Here is a 19,118-nt window from a genome sequence, read left to right as displayed (position 1 = left end):
CCATGATCCGCCGCCTCGACCGCGGCGGACCCATCAAACGCCAGACCCGACGCCTGCTGAACGCGCCCGAATAGAAGCACTCTCAAACACTCACTAAGTCCGCATTAGCGAACGTGCCCTGGCTAACCACGACGACCGGCCGCTGCTGCGACAGCTCTGGCCACCAAGGCGCTGGCTCGTAGTTCGTGGCGCCGAGGGCCGGCGGGATCGGCCCGATGAACCGAAAGTGCGACGGGAGATCGCCACGTGGATACTCGAAGCCGGGCACGGTCAGCTGCAGGTAGTAATCACTGTGCTTCAGCACGGCGTCGAATAGGTATCCGTCGAGGTGGGCGCCCACTGACATGAATATCGCTTCTGCGTAGGCTTGAATACTGGCAAAGTTTTGTCTGGCCTCGGCATTCAGAGCCAAATTGCGGACGTCGCCTTCCCAGCCTGATAACGGCAGGAGACCGGTGCCGTGCGGCGCAGTATCCACACTTTGGAAGAAGGGATTGAGGATCCCGAGCGTCACGAGCTTTGGCCGTTCCATTGCAGGCAAGCCCTGGACGGCCGCGAAGGGACCGAAAAGGGTCTGCTCCGAGATGACTACGTCCGCTGGAAAGGCCTCGAGCAGCTTGTGCAGACCTCGTACCTGCACCGGAATCGGTTTGATACCGATCTCCTTAAGCTCGTACGCCGACCGTGCACGCCCTGGCGGCAGCGCCATCCACTGTGGAAATTCGGTGGCGAGGTCGCGCACGTCGAAGTCGCTGCCCGGCGGGAACGCCCAGAAGGCGACGCCGCAGGCAAGCACTCGCTGCCTGAACTGCGACCCCGTGTAGAAGACCACCCGATGTCCGCGGCCGAGTAAGTCACGGGCGACGGCAAGCAGCGGCGCCACGTGCCCGTCGACCGAGTTGCTGCACACAATGACTCTTGACATTGGGTTCCGATCCTTGACGGGCGTCTTGGGCCCGTTGTGTGGCAGATGCACGCCGGCCATACGGCGATGGCATGTCTGGCCGATGACAGACACTTTTGGGTTCAGCCTGAGCGCCGATGCACATCCCTTCCGCAGGAACACGACGGCACGACGCCTCCGCGGGTTCGATTCGTGATCTCCCTAACATGAAGTCCTGTGGCCGCGGATGTCAGCTGGCGGTCGTCAACACTGCTCAGCTGCGGTCGTCTGCACCTTGTGCTTTCGCCCGGCCGACCTGCCTTGAGTTACTGCAAGGAAAGCACCCGCGACGGTGATCACCGCACCTGTAATCTGCGTTGGCGTAAACGACTCGCCGAGGAAGAGCACTGACGAGACGGTGCCGAACACGGGAACGGCGAACATGGTGATCGTGGCAGTTACCGCACTGACCGAGCGCAGACCTCGAAAGTAGAAGAGGTAGGCAACGGCGGTTGGTCCGATTGCGAGAAAGGCGATGTTGGCCCACACGCCAGCGGACACTCCGCTCCATCGCACTGTGGGCATCGAAGGTGCCGCTACTAACAACAGAGCAAGCGCGCCGACCCCAGTGGCGTACGTCGTGGCCCGTAGTGGATCCATACCGGCGAGAACCTTCTTCGAGGCGATGCTGTACGCCGCCCAGCAGCCTGCCGCCATCAGGTAGACAAGGTCTCCTTCGAGGCGGCTGCCGGCGGCTACGCTGTGCACCCTTGTACCGACGCCCAGAAAGAACACGGCTGCGCCCGCGACCCCGACGAGCAGACCCACGATCCTGGCGGCGAATGCCCGCTCTTGACGCGAGGCCAGTAGCACCGCTGTCGTCACTACAGGACTTAGCACAGGAACGATGATGCTTCCGTCGATCGCCGGGGCCAGAGAGACCCCCCAGAAAAAGAAGAAGTTATAGGCGAAGACGCCGACCAGGCCCACGCCGCCTGCCCGGCAGAGGTCGCGCCACGAGAAGCTGACGGGCCCTGGCCGCAGAACAAGCAGAACTACAAGTATGAGCGCGCCGCCGCCGAACCTAAGGACGGCGGCGACATCGTGCGGCACTTCCCCGACCACGACCTTCGAACTTGTGAATGCGGACCCGAAGAATGCCATGGTGGTCAGCAAGTACAGGAACGGACGGATACCGGTATCCCGCTCGTCGTTACCCAGGTCGACCATGCGAACGCTCACCCCAATCTCTTCACCGCGCAATTAGGAAGGATATTCCGCGATACAGAGATGGCCGTCCCAGTGCACGTTCCCGGTCCGGCATGTCTGCTCCCGTTTAAGCTTTCGTTAGCTGGGCGCAGGTCCCATCAGGCCAGCGTCGAAAGGGATCATCCGCTCATGGAAGTGGTGGAACGGGCATTCCTAGCATCGCGGGCAGGTGCAGCAAGGGGTAAAGAATTCCGGAAGCGCCGGCCGGACCCTCGACCCCACCACTCACAGAAGGCCGTTCAGTCGTGCTTGCCGGGCAGCAGCTCCTCGGGTGTCGACTTCCAACTTCTGGGCGGCAGAGCGTAGGTAATTTTTGGCTGTCTCTGGATGAACGCCCAGCCGTGCGGCTATCTCGAGCGTGCTTGCACCCGCTTCTACAAGCCGCAGCATGTCGGCTTCGCGGCCGGACAGCACCGGGACTGCTTGGCCCATGAGTCCTCTGCGAATCCGGTTGAGGCGAGCCTGCAGGCTCGGGTCAGCGACGTCGCGAATGACCTGGGTCAGCTCTGCCAGCGCACGCGACGGCCGATTTGCGTCGTCAATGTATGGCATGAGCCGTTCTTCGGCATCACGGCCAAGTTTGCTTGCGACAACGGTGGCAGCCACCAGTGTCGTGTCCCCGACGGGGCGACGGTCCCGCACCGCCCCGTAAAGCACGGCCAGTACGTCGCCCCAAACCAGTACGGGTACGGCAAACGCCGCGGTCAGAAATTCGGCTCGTGCCGCCGCGTCGTACTCGTGAGTAATGGCACCGGAGCCGATGTAGTCATCGACGCGAAGCGGCATCCGCCCTTGCCACACGCGTCCGCCGAGGCCGGCACCCGACTCTACGACGAGCCCCCGCAGGGCGTCGCCAACGGTGCCCGTGAGGCGTTCCAGCACCAGGCGGTCAATACTAACAGCGCGCAGGGCTGCGCCCACCAACGGCATACCGGTCGCCGTTCGCAACAGTTCCATTCGTTCAGGCAGCAGTTCGTCGAGCACCTCGCGGGCGACGACGGCGTGTTGGCCCAGGCCGCTGTCGCCGCTCGACAATTCGGTGGTCATTCGTCAGGGGTCCTTACGCACCGGGTGGGAACAACATGCACGTGCTGGTCGCAGTGGCCAGCAGCCGGTCGGCCGAGTCGCGTAGCTCAGCGCTGGCCAGGGCAGTGCGGCGGCCACGGTTGAGTACGGTTCCGATCGCCCGGACCGGAGCGACCTCACTCACCACGGGTCGTAAAAACCGCACGGACAGATCAAGCGAGGTGTAGCGGGTGCCGGCGGGCACCGTAGTGTGCACGGCGCTGGCTGCGGCGGTGTCGAGCAGGGTCGCGGTGACTCCGCCGTGCACGACTCCGAGCACGTTGTACAGGTGCTCGCCGAGTTCGCCGATGAGTACCACGCGGCCCGACACGACCTCCTCCAGCCGGAATCCCAGGGTGGATGCAATCGGCATGCGTCCTTGCTCCCCCATCAGCAGAAGTTGCCGGGTGAACTCGAGGCCATCCATCTCACGACCCAGCTTGTCGATCAGCTGCGGGTTCGCCCAGCTGTATGTCCGTGTTCTGTCTTCCATGGGTGTTGGTGCTCCCAATCGTTGAGAGTGGCGATCGCCGGCTACCGGGTAGTGCTCTGATCAAAGATGAATTCGGTCGCCGACGGCCTACGCTGCTTAGCACTACACCGCGCAGCGATCGGACTGCGGATCTCCTTGAAACCGTGGCGGGTCGCGTGGCCGCACGATCTTGCGGCGGCCTACCCGGAGCGGGCGCATTCAGGTTCAGGATCCGATCGCCGGACTTGACGGGCAGCTCCGGCCGTGACCGCTACTATCATCCAAGCAATAGCGCTACTCGCGTGGCTCATAGAGAATAGTAGCAGCCATTGGAATCCAGCCGGAACCCTTTCGAGGCACGGCTCCCTCGCCTACTCAGTACACGCCCAACGTGCTGCGATTCTCTCTGTCAGGCCACCACGGACGAGGGAATACTGTGACGGACAGCACTCAGCCGAACTTCGTCTGACCGCTACTCGTCGTCTTTACGAGCCAGAGAGCGGAAGGAACCGGTCTGATGTCCACTGCTGTTGTCGTACCGCGGCCAACGTACACGCGGTCGTTAGGCGGTGTGCTAGCCGCCGTCGGTATTCCCACCTTCATGGCGTCGCTGGACACTCTCGTCGTAAGCACTGCTCTACCGGCTGTACGGGCTGACCTGCACGCCTCGACTCCCGACCTGCAATGGGTGCTGAACGCCTACACGTTGCCGTTCGCGGCATTCCTGCTGACGGCGGCATCGCTGGGTGACCGTCTAGGACGACGTCGCTTGTTCCTCGCCGGAATCGCCCTGTTCACCGTGGCGTCGGCCGCGTGTGCCCTGTCCACCACTGCATGGCAGCTGAACGAAGCCCGCGCCGTTCAAGGCCTTGGCGGTGCCGCCATCGTCCCACTGTCACTGACTTTGCTGTCGCACTCAGTGCCTGAAAAGGCGCGGACCCTGGCCGTCGGTATCTGGGGCGGCATTTACGGTCTGGGAGTTGCGCTCGGTCCGCTGGTCGGCGGCGCGGTCGTCGACCATCTGCACTGGCACTACATCTTCTGGCTCAACGTGCCGATCGGCGCTGTCGCTGTGGTGGTTGTGGCGGTCGTGCTACCCGAATCACGTGGCGAGAGTCGCCGGCTCGACCCATGGGGTGTCTTGCTGTCGGCCAGCGGGCTGCTGCTAACGATTTGGGGCGTGGTAAGCGGACCTGACGCTGGTTGGACGGCGCCCCGGGTGCTTGCCGAGCTCATCGGCGGTGGCCTGCTACTCGTCGGGTTCGTAGTGTGGCAAGGCCGCAACCGTACGCCGATGTTGCCCCTATTTCTGTTCAAGTCGCGAGAATTTAGTCTGGCCAATGCGGTCACCTTGACCTTCAACGCAGGGCTGGCGGTGGCGATTTTCCTGCAAACACAGTTCTTCCAGGTGGCGCAGGGATACAGCCCGCTGGAGGCAGGGGTTCGCAGCCTGCCTTGGACCGCCATGCCTATCGTGGTGGCCCCGCTGGCCGGGCACTTCGGCGACCGTATCGGCCCACGCAAACTCATCGCGGCCGGCCAGGTGCTCTTCGCCCTAGCGTTGGTGCTGTTCGCGTGGAACAGCCGGACCGACGCGGCGTACTTGAACCTTGTCGGACCCGAGCTGATTGCCGGAATCGGCACATCGCTGACCATTGCCCCGATCAGTAGCCTGGCCCTGGCCAGCGTCCCCGCGCAGGGAAGAGGCATCGCGGCCGGTGTTAACAACACAATCCGGCAGGCCGGAATCGCCGCCGGCGTGGCTGTCGCGGCGTCCATCTTCAGTACCTTCGGCTCGTACGCGTCGCCGCAATCGTTCGTGGACGGGGCGAAGCCCGGGATATATATTGGCGGCCTGATCGTCGCAGCAGGCTCCCTAGCCGCGATCCTGCTGCCTGGCGCGAAAGCGCGCGACAGCGCCGCCTGAGCCCCTCGAGCCTCACCGACGTGCATCAGGCCCCTCGCGGCCCTCCGTGCCGACTTTAGGGCCGGAGCACAACCAGATTTAAGGCTAAACAGTTGACCTGCTATGGCTCAGCGACGAAATAGCCCTGGCAGGACCGCGGCGCGGCGCGACGCTCAGCCCGCCGGTACAGTCCGCGGCAGGCGGACAGTCAGGGCCACCAGGAGATGTCGTCAAACGAAGGGCTCGGCTCGGGCCAACTGTGGCACCGCGCCAAAAGCGCCCGGGCGATCAAACGCGGCTCCACCAACTCGCGAGGGTGACGCAGCATATGAGCGGCGTCGCCAAAGCGGCGGCTTACCTCCGGGTCGGTGATGCTGGCATCACCGACGACACCGGAAAGCCAATTCGCCAGCCGGTATCCCATTCGCCATGGCATCACGACTGAGGGGCGTGACAGGTCAGCCGAAGTCGACATCTCCCAGGCAGCGTCGACAATAACCTGTTGCAAAGCGAAGAACTGGCGCGCCGGGCTATACAGGTCCGGATCGGAATGCAGGAACAACGACAAGCACGAGGCGTGCAAAGCCGCGGATGAGATTCCCTGTCCGTAGATCGGATTGAACGATGCGACGGAATCACCGATTGCGAGCAGACGCGCCGGGAACCGGCCGGCGGCGGCGAAGTCGCGGCGCCTGCTGTCAGCTTGCCGGTAGACGGCGACGCTGCCGGTCATCCCGCCATCTACCACTTCGCCGAACTCTCGGGGAAAATCGCGTCGACAACGCCCAACCATGTCGTTGGGAGTGAATCCCGGGCGGCAGTCGCCGTACCCGCTCATCATGACGATCCAGCGATCGTCCTCAACCGCGGAGAAGGTCGCTCCAGCCAGATCACCGCCCACCCGGCCGCTGTAGAGGGCCATGACACCATTCCACGGTGGCAGTCCCGGCTTGCGCCGAAACGTCGCCGTCGCGTAGTTGGTGCCCGTAAGGCGCCTAGTCATTCGCGGACGATCCCAGCCTGCCGACGTTAACCAGTCACTAAGTCTGCTGGAGCGCCCCATCGCATCCACGACCAGGTCGACGGATTTCACGACGTTGACGATGGAGTCCGACAGGATTCGCACCCCGGTCACCGCTGTTGCGCTGAATTCGAGTCCGACCGCCCGACCAGCAACCGGATTCACGTTTGGCAGGCTCAGCACCCGTCGACGGATCTGATCTTCGAGAAACGGACGGGTGGTGGTCAGCATGTCCGCCGCCGGGAAGTGAACCTTCGCCATGCCGTCGAGGTAGCTTAGACGCTGCTGCGCCGTAGCGATCAGCGCTCCGTCGGCCACAGCACCGGTGATGAAGCCCGGGAACCAACGTTCCAGCTGGCGAGCACCTCCAGCTAGCAGCGCATGGGCCTGTGCCCCATGCGGCACACCACGCCGGGGTCCGCGACCGCCCCTGACGTCATCCCATTCCACGACCAAGACACGGTTGGCGTGATCGGACAGTATCCGTGCCGCCAGTAAGCCGGCAATGCTCCCCCCGAGAACGACCACGGTATCCAACCAGGTCTTTTGTCCGTCAGGTGGATCGACAGCTCCTATTGCGGTGAACGCGGTGATCGCAGACAACGCCATGCATCACTCCCCAGAAGACAGCCCGCGTTCCGGAGCCGCCAACATCCGGCAACGGTCGACATGCGAAAGCCACCGCGGTATCGGTTGTACCCACCCCTCTCGGTCGACGGACGCGAAGGCCATCTTGTTCGGAGACGTGACGGGAATCCCTTTTCACGATCCTCCATCATTGAACGGTGTGCGGACGCTGCCGCGTGCTCCCTGGTATCCCTTGTCGGCGAAGGTCATCACCTCCGCGCTGGTCAGGGCCTCGATGATGCCGTGGGTGCGGGCGGCGGTCAGATCGTGCGCCGAGCCGGGCAAGGCCGGTGACGTCCACACGAGCCGGCCGGCGGCATCGGCAATGACCTGCATGTTTATGCCGTACCGTTTGTGCTTTCCGGAGTAATACGGCTTCTGATCGGCGACGCGGTCGATCGGGATCAGCGTGCCGTGCAGGATCGCGTACGCCAGCAGCCGGATGCGCTTCATGACGTTGTCCAGGTCGTCGGCGGCCGAGCTGAGAAGGACGATCGCTTTCTGGACGTAGCGCCAGGCCGTGGCGACCCCGATCTCGAAGCCGGCAGCCAGGCGGGTGTAGGTGTCACCATTGCGCAGGTGGGCCAGGGCGAGCAGGGCCTGCCGAGCGGGTTCCAGGCGTCGCCACCGGGATCGGCGCTGCTTGCAGTGGCCGCGGATGCGGTCGGCGAGGTGGTTCAGGGTTCGGCTGGACAACGGGATCGTGGCGGGGTGGGACAGCATGGCGAGGCTCCCGGTCGGGGCTTCGGGTCCTGGTCGACAGCTGTCCTATCTGGAGCCTCGCGTCTATCGATCACCGGGTCCGCCGCACCCGCCCTGAGCTGCAAGATCAGCCTGGAAAAGGCTCAATGTTAAGGATTTGCAAGTTTAGGAAGCAGCGAACGGATCAGGCCTTCGGTTTTGTCGTAGCCTCCCTCTCCGATCGTGATATGTCGAATGTCACCTGCGCTGTCGATCAGATACGTCGTGGGCCATGCTTCAACCCCATACTTCGACCAGTTGACGTAGCCGTTGTCCACCGCAACAGGGTAGTTGATGCCGAAGCGGGTGATGGCGTTTACAACGCCGCTGATCTCGTGTTCGAACCCGTACTCGGGCGTGTGGACACCGACTACTTCGAATCCGGCTGCCCGGTATTTGCGGTACCAGTCGTTGACGTGGGGAATGACGTTCTGGCAGTTGACGCAGTCGAACGTCCAAAAGTCGACGAGCACGACTCTGCCGCGAAGCGAGGCGAGGTCGACCGGCTGATGTGCCGGAGTGTTCAGCCACTGAGTGACATCGGCAAATGCCGGCGCCGGCCCGCAATCGCCGCTGCCGACCGCTCCGTACAAGGCTTGCTGCACGCACACAGCGAGCTGCGGGCTGGCCTGTGATCTGATCGAAGGCTCGGTGCTTACAAGCCGTTGGAATTCGTGACTGAGGGCGGCGGTGTAGTCGGGTACCGCGCGTTGTACAGCGCCGACGGCATCGAAGGCCAGGCCGACGGCGAGTGCGACGACCACGATTCCGGAGACGATCCTGATGTGGCGCTGGCGTCGCCGGAAGGCCTTGACCCGGCTGCCGATCGCCTTACCCGCCAAAGCGAAGACCAACAGGGTCACTGCGGTGCCAGATGCGAATCCTGCGGTTAGTTCAATGGTCCCGAATCCGATCGTGCCGCTCGCACCGGCCACGGTGATCGCGGCCAACACCGGCCCAGCACACGGCACATAGACCGTGCCGAGCACAAGCCCGAGCAGGAAGCCGCCTCGATCTGGGTTGACATTGCGTTGCGGGATCCGTGTGAACGGAGCCTGCAGGAACTCGCCGAAGCGGGGCACCATGAGGCCGAACCCGAGAAGCAGCAACGCGACCAGTCCGGCCCAACGAATCGTGCCCGACGGGACTGGCAGTGCGGCCAGCACTGCGGCTCCAGCTAAGGTAAGCAGGCTGAAACTGGCCACCAGGCCTGCCACAACGAGGTACGGGCGACGGTGCCCGCTGCCAGACAAGAAAATTACCGGTAACACTGGCAGAATGCAGGGTGACAAGCCGGTGATTGCACCGCCGACAAGCCCAATTAGGAGCAGGGTCAGATCCACCGGGCGGATCTCCTTTCACACCTCAATTCTGATACGACGGATAGAAGAAGCCTTGCCCTCAGAGATGTGATCGGACATACACGTTGTGCGCGGCGAGCGGTCGTCACGCAGCAGCCACGCACCGGACAAGAAAGCGGGAAACCGGCCTGCCCCTTCTCCGGCGATCCGGTCCGCACCTGGGCACATAATGCGGCGCGTGGATCACCCCGCTGTGCCAGGCCTGAAGCGCAGCACTAACCACATCCACGCCGTTCGAGGCGACGCAAAGATCGGCCTGCCCCTGGGTCGCCTCTGGCCGTGAGCGCTCTGCCGTGCTTCACCGACAGGCCGACAGGCTTCAACGTGCGCCGCGATCTGCCAAGGAGCGCGACCGCCGCCCGCAATGTGAGGTGGACCGCAGGCATGAACCGCAGAAGGGGACGCCCGTTAATAGAGTTTGTGCTTGCCATCGCGCGCTCCCGCCAGCGTCAGCTGCTGATTCTGCTGGCCGCCCAGTCGACACTGATCGTGTTGCTGTCGATCAACAGGCTCAGCCCTCTCACCGATGGTTTCGTCGCCAGCAACCAATTCCTGCGGTGGGTTGATCTGCTGAACCTCCTGCTATCGCTAGCCAGCGTCGTGCTCACCTACCTGCTGTTGCGCGCAGTACGGCAGGGTTTACAGCCGGCACGGGCGATCGCCGATCGTGTGTTCGACGCGGCCTTTGCCGTCGGTGCGTGGTTGTATGCGGCCGGGTACGGTGACCACGAAACGACGAATTACCTACATGAACGGTTCTGCCCCACGACGGCGGCCGACCTGTGCCGGATAATTGCCTTCCACGACGACACGTTCTCGCACCTGCTATTCTTCGCCGGCTTCATCATCCTGGCCATCGTGGTCATGGCGGCGCAGACGACATATCCTGACCCGCGGCCGCTTGGGATCACGGACCACATCTCGGTGCTGGTGAATGGCCTTATCTCGGCCGCCGGTGTGGTCGCCAATCTGGCATTCGAGGACATCGGCCTCGACCTTTATGTGGTCGCCGTCGTCGCGGCGACAGCGATCACCTTGCTGATTCTGCGGCCAACCCAGGTAATCCTGCGCTACTACACGATCGCTTTCGTGGCTGGCCTGTTAGTCACCGGGGCCATCAAAGCGACCTGACCCCAGGCCATGGACGCAATAGCCGGTGCCGGCGACGTATGACTGGGACCCTCGCCGACGAGGGCTGGCTATCTCCACACGCCGGGTCACCGATGCCCAGGCAACTATCACGTTGCGACGGGCCGAAGGCAGACCCTGAGAACCACCTCGTATCGCAGCAGCTTTCACAAAACGCCAGTCATTCATAACGTGACCCGCTGAGCCCGGACACTCATGTGGGACCCGTCGCACTCGGAGGCCGCAGCTGCTCTGACCCCACGTGCTCATGTTGTTCCTCCCTGATCAGAATAGCCGGTTCCGGTGCTGCTGGACCGCACTACGCTCGTCCTCGTTGCCGCAGACAAGTGGATGACTCAGTCCTGGTCAAGGCGACCGACGATGTCGTCGAACATCTCGCGGACGGTCGCGTCATCTGCATCGAACACGGCTGGTGTCGGTTCTTCCCTCCACCCCGGATACGTCGGAATCAAGCCCCAGTCATCGGCCATCCCCGCATCCGCCAAAGCGGCGATCACGCAATTTATGAACGACTTCCAGGTCATCGCAACACCTCCCTCGAACGGGCAAGCGTTGCCCTTAATTGTTACCGCTGTCGGGGCCTGTCGACCCAGGGATTCTCCCTGGGGGCGTTGACTGGTTGACCGATTCCGCCCGCTGAGTCGCGAATGCTGCGCTGCCACCGCGGCCGGCCAGGCCTCCGTGACGGGCATGACCCAGCCATACGGGTTTTCAACCGCAATTCGCTACTTGCCGCGCCGAGAAGTTCCCACATGCTTATTCGCCGGACATGCTTCGCGGGAGCCGCTTAGCACACTTTCTTCATCCGCGAGACCGTGGATTCCGGGGTCCAGACCGCGGCGAAGCCCCTCGGTGCAATCGCCTCGCATCTGCAGCGGCAGTGTGGCAGCGCCTTGCCTGCCAGTCGGTCGCCCGCACCGTTCAAGCGCAGGCGACCTTAACAAGATGGCTCAGAGGGTGCGTTCGTACGTAGCCCAGGCGATGTGCGACTCGCGCAGCGTGATAGAGATCCCAGTAATTTCGGCAGCACTCGCGCCCATGTCGCCTCCGGTGATCGCCTGCGCCAGTCGATCGGCGATCACCTTCGCCAGGTACTCGGTCGAGGTGTTGACACCTTTGAAATCCGGTTCGTCGTCGAGGTTGCGGTAGCTGAGGGCACCACAGATCGACTTCAACTTCGCACCGGCCAAGCCGATGTCAATTACGATGTTGTCGCCGTCCAACTCGGTTCGCCGGAACGTAGCGTCCACGACGAAGGTGGCTCCATGCAGCCGCTGAGCGGGACCGAAAACCTCACCCGTGAAGCTGTGGGCGACCATGAAGTGGTCGCGCACGGTGATGCTGAACATTGGGTACTCCTGTCAGTAGTCGATGACATTGCAGATGGTCTTGCTTTCCTGTCCGGCCAGTCGACTCAGGACATCGGGAAGCTCTTCGAACGCGCTATGACCGGTGATCAGCGCCTCAAATCGATCGCTCTTAAGCAGTTCAAATGCGATACGCATCCGATCGCCGTACGACCGGCGGGGCCGGCGGGCCGGCGCCACCTGACCCACCTGGCTTCCCTGGATCCGCAGGCGCCGGGAGTGGAAGAACTCGCCCAACGGCACCTCGACCCGACGATCGCCGTACCAGCTGAGTTCCACGATCGTCGCCTCGTTGCCGGCCAGCTCGAGCGCACGGGTAAGCCCGCTTGACGTGGCGCTAGCGTGAACGACTACGTCCCGGTCGCTGTCGGCCTGGTCCGGCAACGCGAACTCGACACCCAGCGCGGCCGCGGTCCGCGCCCGGTCAGGATTGACGTCGACGAGCTGCACGCGCGCCGCTGGCAGCCCTGCCAGGACGCCAGCGACCGCGCAGCCCACCATGCCAGCACCAATCACGGTGATCCTGTCACCAACCGCGGGAATCGCGTCCCACACCGCGTTAACAGCAGTCTCTACAGTGCCGGCCAACACCGCACGATGAGCCGGTACACCGGCCGGAACGACTGTCACAGCAGCAGCGGGCACGACATAGGCGCTCTGATGAGGAACGAGCGAGAAGACCGTACGTCCGATCAACTCGGCAGGTCCGGCCTCAACCAACCCGACGTTGAGATACCCGTACTTCACAGGGGCCGGGAAGTCCCCGTCCTGAAAGGGGGCACGCATCAACTGGTGCTGAGCCACCGGCACACGACCGTTGAACACCAGCGTCTCCGTGCCCCGGCTCACACCGGTGTGCAGAGTCCGAACAAAGACATCACCGGTTTGTCGGGCGGGTAGCTCCTCGGTACGGATCTCCCCACGGCCGGGCTCAGCAAGCCAAAATGCGCGTATCTGCTCCGACAAGAAAGTGTCCTCCGCTCGTATCTGACGTTCAGACAACGGCACCGACACAGCCGAAGTTCACCGATCGACCGCAGAGAACGGGGACGAGTCGCCAGGCTCAGCAGTCGTCGCACCGTGGCGCTCCGCGCAACGGTGCACAGCGGCTATCTTCCTCGCAAGGCGGCGCACCCACCGTCAGGCGGCTTGCACCGCGCTGCAGACTCTGTCACCACCGCAACCTGTTCGGCGTCGCCCTCGAGGTCACTGATCGACGAGAGCTCCGACGACAAGCAACGGCTCATGATCAAATAGCGAGGATCCACTCTGATCGAGCCAGCCCTCGGCCGGGACAGTCAAAGAACAAAGGCGGGAAAGGTTGGGCAAGCAGCAAGACGTCGTCACCGTACTGGGACGAGCAAACGTCGATCTCGTTATCCATGTCCGACGCCTGCCGTCAGCCGGTCGAGCCGCGTTCGGCTCGCCACTGACCACTACCGCCGGGGGCAAGGCCCTCAATCAAGCCGTTACCGTCGCCCGGCTCGGCGGTGTGGCACGGCTCGTCGCCAACGTAGGCGGTGACGTCTGGGGCCACCTTCTGGCCGGCGCGCTGAGTGAGGCAGGAGTTGACACCGCCGGGTTCCGACTCATCGCGAACGCCACCACGGGCGCCGCCATCATCGCAGTAACGCCGGACGGCGAGTCATACGTCTGTATGGCTCTCTCGCCCGAGACCGAACTGACACCAGCTGACGTTGCCCAGGTGCTCGCCGGGCCTGCGCCGTCCGCAATGGTGACGCAGTTGGACTTGGCGCCCGACGTGGTCCACAGCGTGCTCCAAGCCCCTCGACCGCGATTGCTCGTCGGTAACCTCGAACCACATCCCGAAATCGACCGACAACTCCTCGGCGAGTTGGACCTCTACATTGTCAATGAGGAGGAGGCCGCGGCGGTGCTGGGCGCCGAGCATGTCGAGGCCGCCGAGGCGGTAGCTGAGCTCCAGAAGCTAGGCCCTCGTGCGGTCGTCGTAACGGCTGGTGCTCGAGGCGCCTTCTACAGTCGGGGAACTGGTATCGGCGCCGTTGTTGCCGACGCCGTCGAAGTGGTCGACACCACTGGTGCCGGTGACGCCTTCCTCGGCGCACTCGTGCTCTCAATGACTCGTGGCAGCGACCTCGAAGAAGCGGTCGCCGTGGCGGTACGCGCCGGCGGCCTAGCGGCCCAACACAGCGGAGCACTGCTTCCTCCGCTATCACCAACACAGAGATTCGTAAGGTAGAACGCGATGTATCAGACCTCGAGTGCTTTGCGCCTGCTCGAAAGGGGCGCCCCTGTCGCCCAGGATGCCAGCTCAGAGAGGCAATTCAGTGCCGGCCTGCTCAGCAACTATGTAGGCTGCAATCCAGCCCGGCCAGTTGAGGTCGGGTTCTCCGGTCAGCCTTTCGTGTTCGCCGTGTGCTGTCGCGGCCCGGCGTAGCGCCGCCTCCAGGTCGCCGGTCGAGCCGAACGAATTGACAAGGGAAGAGTCGACTCTTCCCGGTAGGCGGGTTGTGACCTCCTGAAGCAGCCACAAGTTGCCGTCGGGGTCGGTGAAAGACGCACGCGAGCGATAGCTGCGCCGCTCCGGATCGAGCCCCCCGACAGGGCCGTCGGGCGTAACATGAAAGATCTCGTTGACCTCCACGCCAGCAGCAATAAGGGCGTCCCGGCTCGCCACCAGGTCCGACACGACTAAGTATTGCTTTGCGGAGCCTGGCACGGCCTCGCTAAGTCCGGTACCGAACTGCACCGAGCACCATGATCCGCTCGGTGTGAACTGGACAACCCCCGGCGGCGTAACGTCTTTCCGCCAGCCCAGCCGCTGGTAAAAATCGGTGGCGCGTCGCACGTCGGACACCGAGATGACGACCACTTCCAGCTTCATATCCATCTCCCGCATCGCAGCTCCTCTTCTCCTCGGATGTGTTCGCTCTCAGCATGTGGTTTTGGGCCCCCGATCGAGCCAGGGACACACCCTGGTCGGGCCTAGGCGGGTGCCCGGGTCAACCGAGCGGCGTCGCCCCAATCCGCAGAGCGTCCCCGTCTCGGCGGCATCAAGGCCGCGCGGCCCGTGCCCGCGGCAGTTACGCTTCGGGCTATACCGAAAAGCGCACGACATGCGATCGCCTTGGTTTGCAGCAGTTTGGCACCGCGGTGTCTGGCCACCGCTAAGTTGATGCGATCACCAAACGAACCATGCGGCTTTGCCAGCCGTTGTGCAGGCAACGGGTCCGAGCAAGTGACCTGGATAGCCAGCGGTCATTCGAGAACGGGCGAATCCCCCGAGTCGCGACAGGAACGCCGCCTGCGCATCGCTGCTGGCGATGGGTGGCGTCGGCTGCACGACCGAGATAGCCAAGGACCCAGCCTTATATGGTGGAACCGCACCTCATGAAGACGGTTGTGATTGGGGCCGGCGCGGCAGGTCGATCAATGGGCTGGCATCTGCTCCGGCAAGACGACAGCGATTTTGTGATCCTGGACGATCAAAAGGCGGCTCGGTGACCCGTGGCGAAAACGCCACGCCAGACTGCGACTCTTCTCCCGGAGGCATTCCTCGACGGGATGTCCACCGATGCCGTAACCGTCGCCACACATCTCTGCGTCCCGCAAGAGTGAGGCCCTGAAAGGCGTGTGTAGCGGAAGCCGCACGCACCATCCGCGCCCCGCGGAGCGTGAGTTGCTATCACGTAACGGCAACAGATCTGCCGCCCTCTGTTCCGGCAGCCGGCGGCTGCACAGCGGTCCGTCAAGGCAGCGATGCTGACCACAGCGGCTCTGGGTATCGCTTAAGAGGCAAGACGATAAGGCCGAAACGAGGCAATGTGGCAACGAAGAAAGACAGAGCTGCCTGAACCCCAGCCATTGGGGCTACCAACCTTCGCCCTGCGGATGGCAGAGTTGGCAGGCAGGCGGACTCATCTGTTGAGCCGCACGGGTCGCTGAACGCAAGCGCCTTCCTGTAGCCGGCACCAGAACGGCTCTCGGACGTCAATCGTACTGCTCGACCATGAGGACTATGATCCTCGGAAGAATGCCTCCGCCCCAGCTGGCAGTCTAGCCGTCAGCGGAGGTAACCCGTCCCGCCAACGCGTCCGCTGGCCCAGTCTGCGGCTAACTGTATTGACCGGCTTCGGCAGAGTTCAGATTGCGCCGCTATCGGACCTCAAGCCGATCTGCGCTGTTTTTAAGCCGAGCTGCCGCTATCAGGCTGCCTGCTTGCCCAATCGGCCGGTGCCGCGCCGGCTGGAGGGTTCGGTGGAGTCGCGTGCGTCCAGCCACTGTGGCGGGCCAGTCGGCGCGGGATCGGGACCCCCGTAGGGGACAGTTGCCGTTGCCGCGTCCCCGATCGTGCTCTCGGCGCCGCATTGCGATGTGAACGCCAGCCCGAACGCCGCGATGAGCGTCAGCGGTGCCATCCGTAGAGAACCCATGAAACTCCTTAATGTTGGAGGAGGCTTCGTCAAACCGCCGTGGCTTGGATACCCTCACCCGCTGCTTCTTGCCGACCCGGCGGGTGATGCAAGCCCCTGACGGCCTGCGCGGGCCGTTAGCGTACGTCGCGGTCTTCTCCACGCCCTTCCGCCAGCGCTGGGCGCAAGGCGGTCCAGGCCCGATTGAGCATCCCGCAGTTACCTACGAACCGACGGGACGCATGGTTCAGGTACTGATCGTTTCTCCGCTAAAGGTACGCGGCCGCGCCTGGCGTAAGAACAGGACCCGGTTGATGGACACCTCCTTTTCGGATCTGCTGGGACATCCGGTCCCTCTTTCAGCAGCCCAGGCGTCCAAGCAATTGCGGCGCATCGCTCAATCTCGACCGGCATACGTCCACCGGACCGCATGGCAGATACGTCTCACTGTGCTCCATAGAGCTGCCCCACCAGCCACCGGCCTCTTGTCCCTCACGGACTACAACGGGTCCGCACGACACAGGTTCATGCTGGTGACGGGGACCACACCTTTGGTGATCTCTCTGCGGCGCGGGCACGTTCTCCGGCTTCGCGTCCACCCGTATCTCATGTCCGCCGTCGACGGCTCTTGGCGAATCCCACGCGAACTACGCAACTCATTGAAGGGATCCACCAAGGGCCGAGGGCGTCAGCATGGTCAGCTGCAGCATCCACAACAACTGCGGCCGCCAGGAAGGGTGACCCCCAGCCGTGGCTGGTCGATGACGACCTCTAGGTCCGGATCGAGCCGCTGATCCCTAAGCAGCCCCCTTCTTCGGGCCCTGGTCGCTGACCCGTCGATGACCGCGAAGTCCTGTGCGGCATCTTGTTCGTCCTGTTCACCGACATCCGCTGGGAATGGCTCCCCCACAAACTCGGCTTCGGCTGCGGCATGACGTGCCGGCGACGGCTACGGGACTGCAACAACTCTACCGCCTGGCAACGCCCGCACGCTCTAGAGGTCGCCGAGCGCTTCCCGTCACGGCTGACGAAGGCCAGCCGTTGTTCCCGGCATTGTCATCCCCGATCCCTCGCCCTGGCTGCGAGGAGGACGGGCCCGCTGGTGACACGGACGCCGGTAGCGAGGACGCCTGAGTCACCAACAATGTCGCGGCTACCTGCTCTGCCAATTGCCGTAGCCGTACCTGCAAACCCAGGACTCCGCGGTCGTGTCCCGGTAAAGGTCCGCCTATGGGTGTCGCCGTGACTAGACCCACACCTCGAACCTGGGCTGCTTCGGACGCGTCGTTGCAGAAAGAGACTCGGAGGCATGATGTCGCACAGCCGCGAAGTATTCACCGCTGCCCCGGAGGGGATGCGACGCAGATTGTTACTCGACCTCGCCGCCAGCGGACCTGTGCACCGCGTGACACTACCCAGCGGCGCGGGGGCGTGGTTGGTCACTGGGCATACCGAAGCTCGCGCCGCGCTTATTGACCGTCGGTTGGTACGGGGAACGGGCGGTGGCGCATATGTTGAGGAACTGCCCGAGCTGGCTGCCGCGACGCGCCAGCACATGCTTCTGCAGAACCCACCGGGACACACTCGCCTGCGCAAGCTGGTGGCGGCGGCCTTCACTCGTCGGCGTGTCGAGCAGCTAGAGCCCACCGTTGAGAAAATTTCCGCGCACCTGATCGACATGACATTGACGTCCTTGCATGCCGGCGAGACGGTGGACATCGTCACCGGGTACGCATATCCCTTTTCGTTCAGGGTCCTGTGCGTTCTACTGGGGATCCCCGCAGCGGATGAGAAGGCTCTCGGTCAACTCTTCGCCACGGTTACGCAGGGCGCCGCAGCTCCAGTCAACAAGTATGGGCGTGCCGGCACTACGTTGGTGGATTATGTTCGCGGCTTGATCGCTGAGAAGCGGCGGCAGCCGGGCGACGACTTGGTGTCTTCGCTCGTCGCGGCGCAGGACGGCGATGACCGGCTGAGCCCAGACGAGCTCACCTCAATGGTGTTTCTCCTCATGGTCGCCGGCCATGAGACCACGGAAAGCATGATCGCCAATGGCTTGCTACTCCTGCTCCACCATCCGGAGCAGCTCGGCGTGCTACGCACCGACCCGGAGCGGTTGACCGGCGCGGTGGAGGAGATCCTGCGCTATGACGGTCCTGTTCAGTCGACCTTCCCAGCGGTAGCCGTCGAGAACTTCCAGCTGGGTGGGCAAGCGATCCTGGTCGGTGATGTCGTCGTTGTGTCGCCGTTGGCTGCCAGCCTCGACACGAGCAATAGCGGCCAATCCGTCGGCTTCGATGTCCATCGTGAGGTTCCTGCCCACCTGGCATTCGGGCATGGTATTCACCATTGCCTCGGCGCCCCGTTGGCTCGTATGGAGGGCCGGATCGCCTTCCGCGACCTGATCGGTTCGCTCCCTGATCTGGAGTTGACCGACGATCAGAATCTGTCGCGGAGCCCGTCGGTGTTGTTCAACGGGATCGCTGCCCTGCGAGTCCGTCTGGCTGGACAGAAGACGTGGGTATAGAAGCAGGAATCACTGCGGTCATCGGTTCTCGACAGCTCGCAGCCGGGTACCCGGTTTCCGCTGGCCTGCGCCGCTGGCACATGATTCGGCGAGGCCGCCTGTGCAGGAGATCGGGGAACTTCGCGTGCAGCTGGTCGTGTGCCTCAGCCCCGTCTCGGATCACGGTTTCTGACGACTGCCAGCAGGCGACCCCGTACGGCCTCTGTATACGGCCCATTGGTTAGGTCAGTATCGATGGATCGCATCGGCGATGAAGGAGCCTCATGACCCTAAGGAGCAGGTTGTCCCGCCCGGATCCGTTACTGCGGTTCGCGATCCGATTGGACGGCGTCATCA

Annotated in this window: 14 protein-coding genes and 2 pseudogenes; 5 read left to right on the top strand and 11 right to left on the bottom strand. The window is 63.5% G+C overall.

All coding sequences use genetic code 11. The features are described 5' to 3' along the window. Positions 1–82: 82 nt before the first annotated feature. The 4 genes from ACIA5C_RS45170 to ACIA5C_RS45155 all read right to left on the bottom strand — a co-directional run bounded on the left by ACIA5C_RS45170 (position 83) and on the right by ACIA5C_RS45155 (position 3,710). Entirely contained in the window at positions 83–925 is an 843-nt protein-coding gene (locus ACIA5C_RS45170; protein ID WP_396066811.1) for a hypothetical protein, read from the bottom strand. Positions 926–1,147: 222 nt separating this feature from the next. Then, positions 1,148–2,125, bottom strand: coding sequence for a DMT family transporter (locus ACIA5C_RS45165; protein ID WP_396066809.1), 978 nt, complete (start codon positions 2,123–2,125; stop codon positions 1,148–1,150). Between the two features lie 252 nt (positions 2,126–2,377). After that, positions 2,378–3,199, bottom strand: a complete 822-nt coding sequence (locus tag ACIA5C_RS45160; RefSeq protein WP_396066807.1) for a LuxR C-terminal-related transcriptional regulator — start codon at positions 3,197–3,199, stop codon at positions 2,378–2,380. 13 nt (positions 3,200–3,212) lie between these two features. Further along, positions 3,213–3,710, bottom strand: a complete 498-nt coding sequence (locus tag ACIA5C_RS45155) for a PaaI family thioesterase (protein ID WP_396066805.1) — start codon at positions 3,708–3,710, stop codon at positions 3,213–3,215. A gap of 580 nt (positions 3,711–4,290) precedes the next feature. Here ACIA5C_RS45155 and ACIA5C_RS45150 point away from each other — a divergent pair. Further along, complete coding sequence (locus ACIA5C_RS45150; protein ID WP_396066803.1) at positions 4,291–5,616, top strand: MFS transporter; 1,326 nt, start codon at positions 4,291–4,293, stop codon at positions 5,614–5,616. A gap of 187 nt (positions 5,617–5,803) precedes the next feature. Here ACIA5C_RS45150 and ACIA5C_RS45145 read toward each other — a convergent pair whose 3' ends face one another. From ACIA5C_RS45145 to ACIA5C_RS45135, 3 genes and pseudogenes are all read right to left on the bottom strand, one after another. Continuing rightward, positions 5,804–7,225 carry an FAD-dependent oxidoreductase gene (locus ACIA5C_RS45145; RefSeq protein ID WP_396066801.1) on the bottom strand — a complete coding sequence of 474 codons (1,422 nt, stop codon included), beginning with the start codon at positions 7,223–7,225 and terminating at the stop codon, positions 5,804–5,806. 171 nt (positions 7,226–7,396) lie between these two features. Further along, positions 7,397–7,966, bottom strand: a pseudogene (locus ACIA5C_RS45140) (transposase family protein); the annotation flags it as partial. Positions 7,967–8,094: 128 nt separating this feature from the next. Further along, positions 8,095–9,327, bottom strand: a complete 1,233-nt coding sequence (locus ACIA5C_RS45135; protein WP_396066799.1) for a cytochrome c biogenesis protein/redoxin — start codon at positions 9,325–9,327, stop codon at positions 8,095–8,097. A 297-nt stretch (positions 9,328–9,624) separates the two neighbouring features. Between ACIA5C_RS45135 and ACIA5C_RS45130 the strand changes: the two genes are divergently transcribed. Then, a complete protein-coding gene (locus ACIA5C_RS45130; RefSeq protein ID WP_396066797.1) occupies positions 9,625–10,476 on the top strand; it encodes a hypothetical protein in 852 nt (283 codons plus the stop codon). A 353-nt stretch (positions 10,477–10,829) separates the two neighbouring features. On the opposite strand, the gene ACIA5C_RS45125 is transcribed toward ACIA5C_RS45130, so the two are convergent. The 3 genes from ACIA5C_RS45125 to ACIA5C_RS45115 all read right to left on the bottom strand — a co-directional run bounded on the left by ACIA5C_RS45125 (position 10,830) and on the right by ACIA5C_RS45115 (position 12,827). After that, positions 10,830–11,018 carry a hypothetical protein gene (locus ACIA5C_RS45125; RefSeq protein ID WP_396066795.1) on the bottom strand — a complete coding sequence of 63 codons (189 nt, stop codon included), beginning with the start codon at positions 11,016–11,018 and terminating at the stop codon, positions 10,830–10,832. A 426-nt stretch (positions 11,019–11,444) separates the two neighbouring features. Further along, positions 11,445–11,843, bottom strand: a complete 399-nt coding sequence (locus ACIA5C_RS45120; protein ID WP_396066793.1) for a 6-pyruvoyl trahydropterin synthase family protein — start codon at positions 11,841–11,843, stop codon at positions 11,445–11,447. A 12-nt stretch (positions 11,844–11,855) separates the two neighbouring features. Continuing rightward, positions 11,856–12,827, bottom strand: a complete 972-nt coding sequence (locus tag ACIA5C_RS45115) for a zinc-binding alcohol dehydrogenase (RefSeq protein WP_396066827.1) — start codon at positions 12,825–12,827, stop codon at positions 11,856–11,858. Between the two features lie 355 nt (positions 12,828–13,182). Between ACIA5C_RS45115 and ACIA5C_RS45110 the strand changes: the two genes are divergently transcribed. Then, on the top strand, positions 13,183–14,082 hold the full coding sequence (locus tag ACIA5C_RS45110; RefSeq protein ID WP_396066791.1) for a PfkB family carbohydrate kinase: 900 nt from the start codon (positions 13,183–13,185) through the stop codon (positions 14,080–14,082). Between the two features lie 72 nt (positions 14,083–14,154). Here the strand turns inward: ACIA5C_RS45110 and ACIA5C_RS45105 are convergent, their stop codons facing one another. Continuing rightward, the gene (locus tag ACIA5C_RS45105) at positions 14,155–14,742 is read right to left on the bottom strand and encodes a VOC family protein (protein ID WP_396066789.1); all 588 of its coding nucleotides are present in this window, start codon (positions 14,740–14,742) and stop codon (positions 14,155–14,157) included. A gap of 2,360 nt (positions 14,743–17,102) precedes the next feature. Between ACIA5C_RS45105 and ACIA5C_RS45100 the strand changes: the two are divergent. After that, positions 17,103–17,501, top strand: a pseudogene (locus tag ACIA5C_RS45100) (hypothetical protein); the annotation flags it as partial. 63 nt (positions 17,502–17,564) lie between these two features. Further along, a complete protein-coding gene (locus ACIA5C_RS45095) occupies positions 17,565–18,782 on the top strand; it encodes a cytochrome P450 (RefSeq protein WP_396066787.1) in 1,218 nt (405 codons plus the stop codon). Positions 18,783–19,118: the final 336 nt, after the last annotated feature.

The sequence above is a fragment of the Actinoplanes sp. NPDC051343 genome, assembly GCF_044455125.1.
In the GTDB taxonomy this organism is placed as follows: Bacteria; Actinomycetota; Actinomycetes; order Mycobacteriales; family Micromonosporaceae; genus Actinoplanes.
The sequence above is the reverse complement of the archived record's forward strand: the minus strand, read 5'-3'. Positions and strand labels throughout refer to the sequence as shown.